The 13426-nt window shown below is 57.4% G+C and carries 12 protein-coding genes; 9 read left to right on the plus strand and 3 right to left on the minus strand.

Annotated features, from left to right (window positions below):
- The first annotated feature begins 58 nt into the window (after positions 1-58).
- Complete coding sequence (locus GJV78_RS15360) at positions 59-958, plus strand: carboxylate/amino acid/amine transporter (protein WP_167519592.1); 900 nt, start codon at positions 59-61, stop codon at positions 956-958.
- Here the strand turns inward: GJV78_RS15360 and metR are convergent.
- On the minus strand, positions 846-1799 hold the full coding sequence (metR, locus tag GJV78_RS15365) for an HTH-type transcriptional regulator MetR (protein ID WP_155109141.1): 954 nt from the start codon (positions 1797-1799) through the stop codon (positions 846-848). The two genes, GJV78_RS15360 and metR, sit on opposite strands and share 113 nt — an antisense overlap.
- A gap of 255 nt (positions 1800-2054) precedes the next feature.
- On the opposite strand from metR, the gene metE reads away from it, so the two are divergent.
- From metE to GJV78_RS15380, 3 genes are all read left to right on the plus strand, one after another.
- The gene (gene metE, locus GJV78_RS15370; RefSeq protein WP_155109142.1) at positions 2055-4316 is read left to right on the plus strand and encodes a 5-methyltetrahydropteroyltriglutamate--homocysteine S-methyltransferase; all 2262 of its coding nucleotides are present in this window, start codon (positions 2055-2057) and stop codon (positions 4314-4316) included.
- Between the two features lie 515 nt (positions 4317-4831).
- A complete protein-coding gene (locus GJV78_RS15375) occupies positions 4832-5410 on the plus strand; it encodes a peptidoglycan-binding domain-containing protein (RefSeq protein WP_167519593.1) in 579 nt (192 codons plus the stop codon).
- Position 5411: 1 nt separating this feature from the next.
- Positions 5412-5693 (plus strand): hypothetical protein, encoded by a 282-nt coding sequence (locus GJV78_RS15380; protein ID WP_230979161.1) that lies wholly within the window; start codon positions 5412-5414, stop codon positions 5691-5693.
- Positions 5694-5765: 72 nt separating this feature from the next.
- Here GJV78_RS15380 and GJV78_RS15385 read toward each other — a convergent pair whose 3' ends face one another.
- Positions 5766-6581, minus strand: coding sequence for a dienelactone hydrolase family protein (locus GJV78_RS15385; RefSeq protein ID WP_155109144.1), 816 nt, complete (start codon positions 6579-6581; stop codon positions 5766-5768).
- Between the two features lie 301 nt (positions 6582-6882).
- On the opposite strand from GJV78_RS15385, the gene udp reads away from it, so the two are divergent.
- Positions 6883-7644: a uridine phosphorylase gene (udp, locus tag GJV78_RS15390; protein ID WP_155109145.1), complete on the plus strand. Its 762-nt coding sequence runs from the start codon at positions 6883-6885 to the stop codon at positions 7642-7644.
- A 98-nt stretch (positions 7645-7742) separates the two neighbouring features.
- Here udp and GJV78_RS15395 read toward each other — a convergent pair whose 3' ends face one another.
- On the minus strand, positions 7743-8684 hold the full coding sequence (locus tag GJV78_RS15395; protein ID WP_155109146.1) for a sugar phosphate isomerase/epimerase family protein: 942 nt from the start codon (positions 8682-8684) through the stop codon (positions 7743-7745).
- A 158-nt stretch (positions 8685-8842) separates the two neighbouring features.
- On the opposite strand from GJV78_RS15395, the gene rmuC reads away from it, so the two are divergent.
- The 4 genes from rmuC to ubiB all read left to right on the plus strand — a co-directional run bounded on the left by rmuC (position 8843) and on the right by ubiB (position 13398).
- Positions 8843-10288, plus strand: coding sequence for a DNA recombination protein RmuC (rmuC, locus tag GJV78_RS15400; RefSeq protein ID WP_155109147.1), 1446 nt, complete (start codon positions 8843-8845; stop codon positions 10286-10288).
- A gap of 99 nt (positions 10289-10387) precedes the next feature.
- The gene (gene ubiE / locus GJV78_RS15405) at positions 10388-11143 is read left to right on the plus strand and encodes a bifunctional demethylmenaquinone methyltransferase/2-methoxy-6-polyprenyl-1,4-benzoquinol methylase UbiE (RefSeq protein WP_155109148.1); all 756 of its coding nucleotides are present in this window, start codon (positions 10388-10390) and stop codon (positions 11141-11143) included.
- Between the two features lie 12 nt (positions 11144-11155).
- Positions 11156-11761, plus strand: coding sequence for a ubiquinone biosynthesis protein UbiJ (ubiJ, locus tag GJV78_RS15410; RefSeq protein ID WP_155109149.1), 606 nt, complete (start codon positions 11156-11158; stop codon positions 11759-11761).
- Positions 11758-13398, plus strand: a complete 1641-nt coding sequence (gene ubiB / locus GJV78_RS15415; protein ID WP_155109150.1) for a ubiquinone biosynthesis regulatory protein kinase UbiB — start codon at positions 11758-11760, stop codon at positions 13396-13398. The genes ubiJ and ubiB overlap by 4 nt, the downstream gene beginning before the upstream one ends.
- Positions 13399-13426 lie beyond the last annotated feature (28 nt).

Below are 13426 nucleotides of genomic sequence, written 5' to 3' on the forward strand. Positions count from 1 at the left end.
AGTCGTCAACCATAAAAAACATTACAATGGATACCTTTCAATCTGTGAGACATCCATTGTGGCGCTACTCATTATTACCACCATCCTGTGGGCCTTCTCCTTTAGCCTTTACGGCGAGTATCTGGCCGGGCACGTCGACAGCTATTTTGCGGTGCTGGTGCGCGTAGGCCTTGCGGCGCTGCTCTTTCTCCCCTTTCTGCGCACCTGCGGGCATGGCGTAAAAACCATCGGCCTGTATATGCTGGCGGGGGCGATGCAGCTCGGCATCATGTATATACTCAGCTTCCACGCCTACCTCTACCTGACCGTTTCCGAGCTGCTGCTGTTTACCGTGCTGACGCCGCTCTACATAACCCTGATTTACGATCTGATCAGCGGGCGTCGTCTGCGGCTGGGCTACGCCTTCAGCGCGCTGTTGGCGGTCATTGGCGCGGGGATTATTCGTTACGATCGGGTAACCGACCACTTCTGGGTCGGGCTGTTGCTGGTGCAGCTTTCTAACATCAGCTTTGCCATCGGCATGGTGGGCTATAAGCGGCTGATGGAGGTGCGCCCCATGCCGCAGCACAACGCCTTCGCCTGGTTCTACGTCGGGGCGCTGCTGGTGGCGGCGGCGGCCTGGCTTACGCTGGGCAACGCCCAGAAAATGCCGGCGACAGTGCTGCAGTGGGGCATTCTGGCGTTTCTCGGCGTGGCGGCCTCGGGCATCGGCTACTTTATGTGGAACTACGGAGCTACCCAGGTGGATGCGGGAACTCTCGGCATTATGAATAATATGCACGTGCCCGCCGGGCTGCTGGTCAACCTGGCGATATGGCACCAGCAGCCGCACTGGCAGAGCTTTATCACGGGCGCGCTGGTGATCCTGGCGTCGCTGTGGGTGCATCGCCGCTGGGTCGCTCCACGCCGCGCACAAACGGCAGGCGATCGCAGGCGTGTTGGCGCGCCGAGCGAATAAACGCCCCGGTTACCGGCTGGCGCTGCTCGCCGTCGCGTACCGCAGCATACAGGCGGCTCCACAGGCCGTCGCCCAGGGTTTTGGTGACCACCAGACCCTGGCGCTCCACGTTATCCACCACCCAGTGCGGCAGCGCGGCAATGCCCATCCGGGCCGCAACCATCTGAATCAGCAGCAGGGTGTTATCCACGCTTTTCAGCGCCGGGCTGACGCCCGCAGGCTGGAGAAAATGACGCCAGACGTCCAGCCGGGCGCGCTGTACCGGATAGATAAGCAGCGTTTCGTCGGCTAAATCTGCGGGCGTGATGCGTTTTTTGCCGGCCAGCGGATGGTCGGGGGCCAGCACCAGCCGTACCTCGAAATCGAACATCGGTGAATAGTGCAGGCCGCTGCGCGGCAGAATATCCGAAGTCAGCACCAGGTCCAGCTCGTCCTGCAGCAGAGCGGGCTGCGGATCGAAGGTCACGCCGGATTTAAAATCCATCTCCACCTGCGGCCATTTGACGCGGAAGTTCTCCAGCGCCGGGGTCAGCCATTGAATGCAGCTGTGGCACTCAATGGCAATGCGCAGCCGGGACTGCTGCGGGGCGTTACAGGCCTGCAGCGCCCGGCCTATCTGCGGCAGCACCTGATTTGCCAGCTGCAGCAGGATCTCACCCTGGGGGGTGAAGCGCAGCGGCTGGCTTTTGCGCACGAACAGACGAAAGCCGAGGCGCTGCTCCAGATCGCTGAACTGGTGAGACAGCGCCGACTGGGTCTGGTGCAGCGTCGTCGCTGCGGCCGCCAGCGACCCGCTGTTGCGCAGCGCCTGCAGCGTCTTCAGATGTTTAATCTCAATCATGAAAGTCCTTCACTTCGCCATGAGCAAATTGCGCTTGAGGAATATACAGTACCTGTCGAATATAGATGTGTAAACATCTGGACGGCTAAAACGTGCATGTTGCGAATTTATGGTGCATGGGCTTCGGGTTACTCATCTCATCCATGAGATTCGGCCTGACGGGCCGCCGCTGCGCGGTGTGCAAATCTGTTCCGGACAGATTTGTCACTCACCCGGTCCGCAATCCTGCGGATTACACATTATGAGGTTATAAAAATGACAATTATTAACCACACCCTCGGTTTTCCTCGCGTTGGCCTGCATCGCGAGCTGAAAACGGCGCAAGAGAGCTACTGGGCGGGGAAGACGTCCCGTGAGGCGCTGCTGGCGACAGGGTGCGAGCTGCGCGCCCGCCACTGGGCGCAGCAAAAGCAGGCGGGTATCGATCTGCTGCCGGTGGGCGATTTTGCCTGGTATGACCATGTGCTGACCACCAGCCTGATGCTGGGCAACGTGCCGGCCCGCCATCAGAACGACGACGGCTCGCTGGATATCGATACCCTGTTCCGCATCGCGCGCGGTCGCGCCCCGACCGGCGAACCGGCGGCGGCGGCAGAGATGACCAAATGGTTTAACACCAACTATCACTATCTGGTGCCGGAGTTTGTCAAAGGTCAGTCGTTCAGGCTTGCCTGGCGACAGCTGCTGGAGGAGGTGGACGAAGCGCTGGCGCTGGGCCACCGGATAAAGCCGGTGTTGCTGGGGCCGGTGACCTATCTGTGGCTGGGTAAAGTTAAGGGAGAGCCGTTTGACCGCCTCAGCCTGCTTGGCGATATTTTGCCGGTTTACCAGCAGCTGTTGGCGGAGCTGGCGGATCGCGGCATCGAATGGGTGCAGATTGACGAACCGGCGCTGGTGCTGGAGCTGCCCCAGGCGTGGCTGGAGGCCTGTCGCCCGGCGTATGAGGCGCTAACGGGGCGGGTAAAACTGCTGCTGACCACCTGGTTTGAGGGGGTCACGCTGAATCTTGACCTTATCAGTACGCTGCCGGTGCAGGGGCTGCACGTCGATCTGGTTCAGGGTAAGGATGACGTTGCTGAACTGCACCGCCGTCTGCCCGCCGACTGGCTGCTCTCCGCGGGCCTTATTAACGGGCGCAACGTCTGGCGCGCGAACCTGCCGGAAAAATATGCGCAGATTAAAGAGATCGTGGGCAAGCGCGATCTGTGGGTGGCCTCCTCCTGTTCGCTGCTGCACTGTCCTGTCGATCTGAGCGCAGAGACGGCTCTTGATGCGGAAGTAAAGAGCTGGTTCGCTTTTGCCCTGCAAAAATGCGAAGAGCTGGCGCTGCTGCGTGATGCGCTGAACGGCGGCGACACCGCCGCGCTGGCGGCGTGGAGCGCGCCGATACGGGCGCGGCATCGTTCGACGCGCGTTCATAACGCGGCGGTGGCCGGACGGCTGGCCACCGTCACCGACCGGGACAGCCAGCGTGCAAACCCCTGGCCGGTGCGCGCCGAAGCCCAGCGCGCCCGCTTTAAGCTGCCGCTCTGGCCAACCACCACCATCGGCTCTTTCCCGCAAACCACGGAAATCCGCAGGCTGCGGCTGGACTTCAAAAAGGGCAGTCTGGACGCCAGCGGCTACCGTACCGGCATCGCTGAACACATCAGACGGGCGATCGTTGAGCAGGAGCGTCTGGGCCTGGACGTGCTGGTGCACGGCGAAGCCGAACGTAACGATATGGTGGAATATTTCGGCGAACATCTGGACGGCTTCGTCTTTACCCGCAACGGCTGGGTGCAGAGCTACGGCTCCCGCTGCGTAAAGCCGCCGGTGGTGGTCGGCGACATCAGCCGGCCGCAGGCTATCACCGTGGAGTGGGCGAAGTACGCCCAGTCCCTGACCGATAAACCGGTAAAGGGAATGCTCACCGGCCCGGTGACCATCCTCTGCTGGTCGTTCCCGCGTGAGGACGTGTCGCGGGAAATCATCGCGAAGCAGGTTGCCCTCGCGCTGCGTGACGAAGTGGCGGATCTGGAGGCGGCGGGCATCGGTATTATTCAGATTGACGAACCGGCGCTGCGCGAAGGCCTGCCGCTCAGGCGCAGCGATTGGGAAGCGTACCTGAAGTGGAGCGTGGAGGCGTTTCGCATTAGCGCCGCGGTGGCGAAGGATGACACGCAGATCCACACCCATATGTGCTACTGCGAGTTTAACGACATCATGGATTCCATTGCGGCGCTGGACGCGGACGTGATCACCATTGAGACCTCGCGTTCGGATATGGAGCTGCTGGAGTCGTTTGAATCCTTTGAATATCCTAACGAAATCGGGCCGGGGGTATACGATATTCACTCCCCTAACGTGCCGGACGTGGCGTGGATCGAAGCGCTGCTGCAAAAGGCGGCGCGGCGCATCCCGGCCCGGCGGCTGTGGGTGAATCCGGACTGCGGCCTGAAAACCCGCGGCTGGTCGGAAACCCGGGCGGCGCTGGCGAATATGGTGCAGGCCGCCCGCAACCTGCGCCAGGCATAATGTGCTACGGAGGCTTTAGCCTCCGTCAGGTTGATGGCAAAGAGGGAAAAACGTGGTTTTTCCCTCTTTGTGGTTAGCCACCGAAAATCAATGAATTGATTTTCCTTGTTTATTTTTGTGGTGATTATGGCCGAACGAGATCGGCCCGGGGTTTGTCATCAGTCTCACGGAGGCCGGCGCNATCGGCCCGGGGTTTGTCATCAGTCTCACGGAGGCCGGCGCTGTCTCTTTCTTTTCGTGAGGGTCTGAATGTGTTTTTACTATTGCGCCAGCCCAGGATAAGTGCCTTTTCCGATATCTGAAATTCGGCATTTACTTATTCTGTATCTTGCTATGCCCTGTGTACGTTGCAAAACTGCAGTGGTATTTAGTGGCTCTGGCGTTGTGGCGTTGTTCTTATGTTTTTTCCGATTTGACTGAACTGGCAGTGATGAATTTCCGTAAGAGTATAACGCTCAGGGTTGTATTTTCCCTTCCCGTCAAGGGTGTTTTTTACTTACAGGAACGAAGTCATAATGGCAGAATTAAGCGGTCAAAATTGGGTATCGCGTTTTCCCGGAAGTAACTCCACGCAAACGTTAAGCCCTGTATTCAAAGCTAATCTGGAAGCGTTTTTAACAAGCCTTCGTAACGCTGGCGTCAGAGTCACGCTTTCGGCCACGCGGCGTCCGCCGGAAAGGGCTTATCTGATGCACTGGTCGTGGAAAATTGCTCGTGGTCGCGTTCAGCCAGAAAATGTACCAGCTAAATCAGGCGTCGATATTGACTGGGTACACAGGGGCGCTGGTGGGAAAGTTGATACCACCGCCAGTATCAACGCGGCAAAAGCGATGGTGCGCGCCTATGGCATGACGAATTTGAACGTGGCACCGGCATTAAATAGTAGACATACTGAGGGGAACGCTGTAGACATGTCTTTATCCTGGTCAGGGAACCTGGAAATAAAGAACAAACGGGGAGATACGGTGGTGATTAACACACTTCCTCGCGATGGTATGAATAGCCAACTTCATGAAGTAGGTAAAACCTTTGGCGTTATAAAATATCATGGCGGCTCCAATGATAAACCTCACTGGTCAACGGATGGTCGATAAAATGAAGCAAATTGCTCTGCTGGGCTCGATATTTTTTTTACTCTCCTGCGCTCAGGCTGAAGACAATTATCCAAAAGACGTTACGGCATTTTTGAATAATGCAGAAAGCTGCCAGCACTTAGCCGGAGAGTGGGATTCGCAATTACCCAAAGCGCAGCAGGAAAACATTGAGCGGCAGGTGAACATTGTTTGCCCGACGGCAAAAGAACAGCAGGCAGAGCTAAGAGCTCGCTATTCCGGGGAGCAAAACATTCTTGACGTTATCAACGGTTACGACTTTTAACTCTCCCACACGCTTTCAGCGCTGATGTTCAGGGCGGGCAGATATTGCCCGCCTTATTCAGGACATAGCCCATCAGCCTGCGTCGTTCCTGTCATACCGGGCAAACCATGCCAGCATCCGCTGCCAGCCCTCTTTCGCCGACGCTTCGTGATAGCCCGGCCGGTAATCGGCATTAAAGGCGTGTCCGGCCTCCGGGTAGACGATAATTTCTGCCTTTGCATCCGCCGCGCGCAGCGCCTGCCGCATGGCTTCAACGCTCTCCTGTGAAATCCCCATGTCCTGCCCGCCGTACAGGCCCAGCACCGGGGCGCTGAGGTTGGGGGCAATATCTACCGGATGCTGCGGCGAGTTCAGCGATTTTTCGCCGGTCAGCCTGCCGTACCACGCCACCGCCGCTTTCAGCTGCGGGTTATGGGCCGCGTACAGCCAGGCAATGCGTCCGCCCCAGCAGAAGCCGGTCATCATCAGACGGTGTGCATCACCGCCGTTGCGCGAGGCCCAGCTGGCGACGTGATCCAGATCGGCCAGCACCAGGGCGTCCGGAACTCTGGCGACCAGCCCGCTCAGCAGCGTCGGGATATCGGCAAAATCGTCAGGATTGCCTTCGCGAAAATAGAGTTCGGGCGCGATTGCCAGATAGCCCGCCAGCGCCAGCCGACGGCAGACGTCGCGGATATGTTCATGAACGCCGAAAATCTCCTGCACCACAATGACCACGGGCAGCGGGCCGTTGTTCTTTTCAGGTCGCGCGTGGTAAGCGGGCATCTCGTCACCCCGGGAAGGAATCGTGGTAAAGCCGGTGATAACGCCGTCTTCCGGAGTGTGTATCGTGGTGGCGGCGAGTGGGGAAGCGGCCGCTGCAAAACCGGTAGATGGGGTTGCTGTCATGGTATTCTCCGTGCCCTTAAAAAGAGTAAAACCTGGCGATCGGGGTGCATAGGAACGCCCGCCGGCAGAAGCCGGCGCTGAGCGCCACGTTAACTATAGCCAGCCTGCATGAAACCATCGGGTGCCGGAGCGGCGTATTTTTAGCCATCAGGATTTGTTTGTGTGATATGTGTCACTTATTGTGGGTAACGATATGCAATTCATATATTTCATAGTGATGAGCATCACGAAAATAGTCTCTTCCTTTCGGTAGAGTGTCTTTTTGCTTCTTCTGCCAAAACACCATTACAGAGGAGTTGTTATGTCCAGGTCCGATGTTTTTCATCTCGGTCTCAGCAAAAACGATTTACAGGGGGCCACACTTGCCATCGTGCCTGGCGATCCGGAGCGGGTGGCAAAGATTGCCGCGCTGATGGATAAGCCGGTTAAGCTGGCCTCTCACCGCGAATTTACCACCTGGCGCGCGGAGCTGGACGGAAAGGCCGTGATTGTCTGCTCCACCGGCATCGGCGGCCCGTCAACCTCTATCGCCGTGGAAGAGCTGGCGCAGCTGGGTATCCGTACCTTTCTGCGTATTGGCACCACCGGGGCCATTCAGCCGCATATCAACGTCGGCGATGTGCTGGTCACCACCGCCTCCGTGCGTCTGGACGGCGCGAGTCTGCACTTTGCGCCAATGGAGTTTCCGGCGGTGGCTGACTTTGCCTGCACCACCGCGCTGGTGGAGGCGGCAAAATCCATTGGGGCGACCACCCACGTTGGCGTTACCGCCTCTTCTGACACCTTCTATCCGGGCCAGGAGCGCTATGACACCTTCTCCGGGCGCGTGGTCAGCCGCTTTAAAGGCTCGATGGAAGAGTGGCAGGCGATGGGCGTCATGAACTATGAAATGGAATCCGCCACGCTGCTGACCATGTGCGCCAGCCAGGGCCTGCGCGCCGGGATGGTGGCGGGGGTGATCGTCAACCGCACCCAGCAGGAGATCCCCAACGCGGAAACGATGAAGCAGACCGAAAGCCACGCGGTGAAGATCGTGGTGGAGGCGGCGCGTCGCCTGCTGTAAGCCGAACAGCGAGTTAAGAGGCGGTAAATATGGCTTCATGCTGTAGGAGCCACAGCGTACCGCGGTCTAAAAGGCTGTGGCGACCTTTAGACGGCGGGTCATGTGCTTAGCGTCGCCTTAAGCGCCTCAATGGACGTTCGCAGACCCGCCTCTGTGCTCATGGTTAAATCCTCCATTTCCAGAGAGACTGCCCCGTTGTATCCCGTCATTTTTAACACGGAGAAAAATTCTTTCCACCACTGTAAATCTCGTCCACAGCCGACGGCAACGTAGTTCCAGGTTCGATTCAGCGTATCCGTCACAGGTCTGGGTTCTGGTAGTCCGTCAATATCGGCAAGGCCGCGTTCAATGCGGGCATCTTTGCCATGCACGTGATAAATTGCGCCAGCCAGTTTACGGACGGCGGCAACTGGCTCAGCGCCTATTGCGATCAGGTGAGAGGGATCCAGATTTATACCGATTATCTCGCCTATCGCCGTTCTGAGGCGTAGCAGCGTCGAGGGGTTATACACCAGCTGGCCAGGAAACGCCTCCAGAGCGATCTTCTCAATTTTATTCTCCTCTGCATGGCGTACAAAGCTGCGCCACCAGGGGATGGCTACCTTATTCCACTGGTAATCAACCACATCTGGCATGTTATCCGGCCATGATACGGTTGAGGTTATCCAGTTAGGGATCTTATCTCCTTCACCTCCTGCGGGTAAGCCGCTCATCATGACAATTTTTTTTATCCCAAGCTTTGCCGCGAGTTCAACGGTTCGGTAGCTGCTGGCTGCGTGCTGTTTCCCGAATTCACCCGGCGCAAGTGGGTTACCGGAACAGTTCAGCGCCACAATTTCCATCTCACGCTTTTCAAGCTCGTGGCGAAAGATGGCCAGCCTGTCAGGTGAGGAGAGAAGGGCGAGAGTATCGACATGAGGGCAAGAGGACCAGCCGCCGGCTGTCAGCTCAACTCCGTGAATACCATACTGCTGGACACGATCGAGCATGTCAGGAAAAGAGAGATTGCCAAAAATATCGGTGCAGATAGCCAGTTTCATCACTTTCTCCATTATGTTTTTGAACTAAAAATTCCATTATATTTTTTTTTGAAATATTAATTCTTGCTACAGCATCAAACTTTTGGATGACGTCTCGCAGAAAACAGTTTTCAAACTGGACGTTTATACAGCACAATTCTATTTTATGCGGGTAATGGATGGGCGCAGGGGGCGATGTGGCGGTTTCAATCATAATGTATGCCATGATAGCGCTGGCAGGCATGGCGATCGGCTGGCTGTTTGCCGGCTATCAGCATGCGTTACAAAAAGCCGGGCAGCTGGCCGAGCGTGAAGAGCTCGTCGCCGGGCTGAGCGCGGCGAAGCAGCAGCTGGCGCAAAACGTCCACTGGCGTGAAGAATGCGAACTGCTCAATAATGAGCTGCGAAACCTGCGCAGCATCAACACCTCCCTTGAAGTGGATCTGCGTGAGGTCACCACCCGCCTGCAGGCGACGCAGCAGCACGCGGAGGATAAAATCCGCCAGATGATCAACAGCGAGCAGCGGCTGAGCGAACAGTTCGAAAATCTGGCCCACCGCATTTTCGAACAGAGCAACCGGCGGATGGATGAGCAGAACCGCCAGAGCCTTAACGGTCTGCTGACGCCGCTGCGTGAGCAACTGGATGGCTTCCGCCGCCAGGTGCAGGAGAGCTTTGGCCAGGAGGCCCGGGAGCGGCACACCCTGGCCCATGAAATTCGCAGTCTGCAGGCGCTCAACGCGCAGATGGCGCAGGAGGCGATCAACCTGACGCGGGCGCTGAAAGGAGACAATAAAACCCAGGGCAACTGGGGAGAGGTGGTACTTACCAAGGTGCTGGAGGCCTCCGGTCTGCGCAATGGCTATGAATATGAGACCCAGGTCAGCATCGAAAACGACGCCCGCTCGCGGATGCAGCCGGATGTCATCGTGCGGCTGCCGCAGGGCAAAGACGTGGTGATCGACGCTAAAATGACGCTGGTCGCCTATGAGCGCTATTTCAACGCGGAGGATGACGCCGTTCGCGAGCTGGCGCTTCAGGAGCATATCGCTTCGGTACGCAGCCATATTCGCCTGCTGGGGCGCAAAGATTACCAGCAGTTGCCGGGGCTGCGCTCTCTGGACTATGTGCTGATGTTTATCCCCGTTGAGCCGGCCTTTCTACTGGCCCTCGACGGGCAGCCGGAGCTGATTAACGAGGCCCTGCGCCATAATATTATGCTGGTCAGCCCGACGACGCTGCTGGTGGCGTTACGCACCATCGCCAACCTCTGGCGCTATGAGCACCAGAGCCGCAATGCGCAGCAGATCGCCGATCGGGCCGGCAGGCTCTACGATAAAGTGCGGCTGTTTGTTGATGATATGACGGCGATAGGCCAGGGGCTGGAAAAGGCGCAGGAGAGCTACCGCCAGGGGATGAAAAAGCTCGCCAGCGGGCGCGGTAACGTGCTGGCGCAGGCCGAGGCGTTTCGCGATCTCGGCGTTGAAATTAAACGTGAGATTAATCCGGAACTGGTAGAGCAAGCCACCTCGCAGGACGAGACGTATCATTTACAATCGATAGCGGAAGCGCGCCGGAAGGCGGCTTATTTCGGGGATGAAGAGGCTAACCCGCAGCTGCGTTAGCCCGCTGTGGCCAGCCGGGCCAGTCAGACAGGTAGGGCAATTTGCCCCGATCTGTTACACTTCTTGAACAATTTTTTGATGAGCAGAGCAGGCACTGAGATGGTGGATAATTCACAGGAAACGACGCACTTTGGTTTTCAGACCGTCGCTAAAGAGCAGAAAGCGGATATGGTGGCTCACGTTTTTCATTCTGTGGCCGCGAAATATGACGTCATGAACGATCTGATGTCATTTGGTATTCATCGCTTGTGGAAGCGCTTCACCATCGACTGCAGCGGCGTGCGGCGTGGGCAGACGGTCCTCGATCTGGCGGGCGGCACCGGCGATCTGACGGCAAAGTTCTCCCGCATGGTCGGTGAAACCGGCAAAGTGATTCTGGCCGATATCAATGATTCGATGCTGCGAATGGGGCGCGAAAAACTGCGCAACATCGGCATTATTGGCAACGTCGAGTATGTGCAGGCAAATGCAGAAGCGCTGCCCTTTCCCGATAACACCTTTGACTGCATAACCATCTCCTTTGGTCTGCGCAACGTAACGGATAAAGAAAAAGCGCTGCGCTCAATGTATCGCGCGCTGAAGCCGGGCGGGCGTCTGCTGGTGCTGGAGTTTTCTAAGCCGATTATTGAGCCGTTGAGCAAAGCGTACGATGCCTATTCCTTCCATATTTTGCCGCGTATCGGCTCAATGGTCGCTAATGACGCGGAGAGCTACCGCTACCTGGCGGAGTCCATCCGTATGCATCCCGATCAGGATACCCTGAAGGCGATGATGCAGGATGCCGGCTATGAAAGCGTTGACTACTACAATCTGACGGCGGGCGTCGTGGCGCTACATCGCGGCTATAAATACTGACGGGAGAACGGGATGCCTTTTAAACCCCTGGTCACCGCGGGAATTGAAAGCCTGCTTAATACCTTTCTGTATCGTTCATCCGCGCTGAAACCCGCGCGGGCGCGCCTGTTGGGTAAGGTGCTGCGCGTTGAGCTAAAAGGCTTCTCCACTTCATTAGTACTGGTGTTTAGCGAGCGGCAACTCGACGTGCTGGGCGAATGGGAAGGCGAGGCTGACTGTACGGTAAGCACCTGGGCCAGCGTCCTGCCGAAGCTGCGCGATCGCCAGCAGCTCGCCGCGCTGATCCGCAGCGGCGAGCTGGAGGTTCAGGGCGATATTCAGGTGGTGCAGAACCTCGTGGCGCTGGCCGATCTGGCGGAGTTCGATCCCGCCGAGCTGCTGGCCCCCTACACCGGTGATATTGCTGCTGAAGGCATTAGCCGAAGCCTGCTCGGCGGTGCGGCATTTTTTCTCCACGGGATTAAACGCCAGCAGCGCTACTTTGCCGAAGCGATTACCGAAGAGTGGCGTCTGGCACCGGGAGCGCTTGAGGTTGCCTGGTTTGCTGAAGAAACCACCGCCGTGGCGCGTGCCGCTGATGCGCTTACCAGAAGGCTGGAAAAACTGGAGGTTAAATGACGCCAGGAGAAGTACGGCGCCTCTGGTTCATTATTCGTACCTTTTTAAGCTACGGACTTGATGAACTTATTCCCCAAATGCGTATTACGCTGCCGCTCAGGCTGTGGCGTTCAACGCTCTTCTGGATGCCGAACCGGCACAAAGACAAGCTGCTGGGAGAGCGGCTCAGGCTGGCCCTGCAGGAGCTGGGGCCGGTGTGGATTAAGTTTGGTCAGATGCTCTCCACCCGCCGCGATCTTTTTCCTCCGCAGATCGCCGATCAGCTCGCCCTGTTGCAGGATAAGGTAGCACCTTTTGACGGTCGCCTGGCGAAAGCGCAAATCGAGGAGGCGATGGGCGGCCTGCCCGTTGAGGCCTGGTTTGACGACTTTGAGATCCAGCCGCTGGCCTCGGCGTCGATTGCTCAGGTGCATACCGCGCGGCTGAAGGCCAACGGCAAAGAGGTGGTGATTAAGGTTATTCGCCCGGATATCCTGCCGGTGATTAAAGCGGATATGAAGCTTATCTATCGCCTTGCCCGCTGGGTGCCGCGCCTGTTGCCGGACGGCCGCCGCCTGCGCCCGGTGGAGGTCGTGCGTGAATATGAAAAGACGCTGATCGACGAGCTGAATCTGCTGCGCGAATCGGCTAACGCCATCCAGCTGCGGCGTAATTTTGAAAACAGCCCGATGCTGTACATTCCCGAAGTCTATGCCGACTACTGCAGTGAAAATATGATGGTCATGGAGCGGATTTACGGCATACCCGTTTCGGATGTGGCGGCGCTGGAGAAAAACGGCACTAACATGAAGCTGCTGGCAGAGCGTGGCGTGAAGGTCTTCTTTACCCAGGTGTTCCGCGACAGCTTTTTCCATGCCGATATGCACCCCGGCAACATTTTTGTCAGCCATGAACACCCGGAAAACCCGCAGTATATCGGCATTGACTGCGGCATCGTCGGCTCGCTAAACAAGGAAGATAAGCGCTATCTGGCGGAGAACTTCATCGCCTTTTTCAACCGCGACTATCGCAGGGTCGCCGAGCTGCACGTGGTTTCTGGCTGGGTGCCGCCGGACACCAACGTTGAAGAGTTTGAGTTCGCGATCCGCACCGTCTGTGAGCCGATTTTTGAAAAACCGCTGGCGGAAATCTCGTTTGGCCACGTGCTGTTAAACCTTTTTAATACGGCGCGGCGGTTTAATATGGAGGTACAGCCGCAGCTGGTGCTGTTGCAAAAGACGCTGCTGTACGTCGAGGGGGTAGGGCGGCAGCTCTATCCGCAGCTGGACTTATGGAAAACGGCGAAGCCATTCCTTGAGTCATGGATTAAAGATCAGGTCGGTATTCCGGCCATGGTGAGAGCGTTTAAGGAAAAGGCCCCCTTCTGGGGTGAAAAAATACCTGAACTTCCTGAACTGGTGTACGACAGTTTGCGCCAGGGCAAATATTTACGGCTCAGTGTTGATAAGATTGCGCGCGAGCTTCAGGTTAATCACGTGCGCCAGGGACAATCCCGCTATTTGTTGGGTATTGGCGCAACGCTGCTGCTGAGCGGGACGTTCCTGCTTATCAACCGACCTGAATGGGGTTTCATGCCCGGCTGGCTCATGGCGGGCGGCGTAATCGCCTGGATAATCGGCTGGCGGAAAACGCGCTGATTTTTTCATCGCCCAGGACAGGCCGCAT

It is taken from the genome of Intestinirhabdus alba (assembly GCF_009711095.1).
GTDB lineage: Bacteria > Pseudomonadota > Gammaproteobacteria > Enterobacterales > Enterobacteriaceae > Intestinirhabdus > Intestinirhabdus alba.

Excerpts from the sequence above, each read along its gene's own strand:
- udp (WP_155109145.1), top strand. The coding sequence starts at position 6,883 with ATGTCCAGGTCCGATGTTTTTCATCTCGGTCTCAGCAAAAACGATTTA.
- GJV78_RS15375 (WP_167519593.1), top strand. The coding sequence starts at position 4,832 with ATGGCAGAATTAAGCGGTCAAAATTGGGTATCGCGTTTTCCCGGAAGT.
- ubiJ (WP_155109149.1), top strand. The coding sequence starts at position 11,156 with ATGCCTTTTAAACCCCTGGTCACCGCGGGAATTGAAAGCCTGCTTAAT.
- GJV78_RS15385 (WP_155109144.1), bottom strand. The coding sequence starts at position 6,581 with ATGACAGCAACCCCATCTACCGGTTTTGCAGCGGCCGCTTCCCCACTC.
- ubiE (WP_155109148.1), top strand. The coding sequence starts at position 10,388 with ATGGTGGATAATTCACAGGAAACGACGCACTTTGGTTTTCAGACCGTC.
- ubiB (WP_155109150.1), top strand. The coding sequence starts at position 11,758 with ATGACGCCAGGAGAAGTACGGCGCCTCTGGTTCATTATTCGTACCTTT.
- metE (WP_155109142.1), top strand. The coding sequence starts at position 2,055 with ATGACAATTATTAACCACACCCTCGGTTTTCCTCGCGTTGGCCTGCAT.
- GJV78_RS15380 (WP_230979161.1), top strand. The coding sequence starts at position 5,412 with ATGAAGCAAATTGCTCTGCTGGGCTCGATATTTTTTTTACTCTCCTGC.
- metR (WP_155109141.1), bottom strand. The coding sequence starts at position 1,799 with ATGATTGAGATTAAACATCTGAAGACGCTGCAGGCGCTGCGCAACAGC.
- GJV78_RS15395 (WP_155109146.1), bottom strand. The coding sequence starts at position 8,684 with ATGAAACTGGCTATCTGCACCGATATTTTTGGCAATCTCTCTTTTCCT.
- rmuC (WP_155109147.1), top strand. The coding sequence starts at position 8,843 with ATGGGCGCAGGGGGCGATGTGGCGGTTTCAATCATAATGTATGCCATG.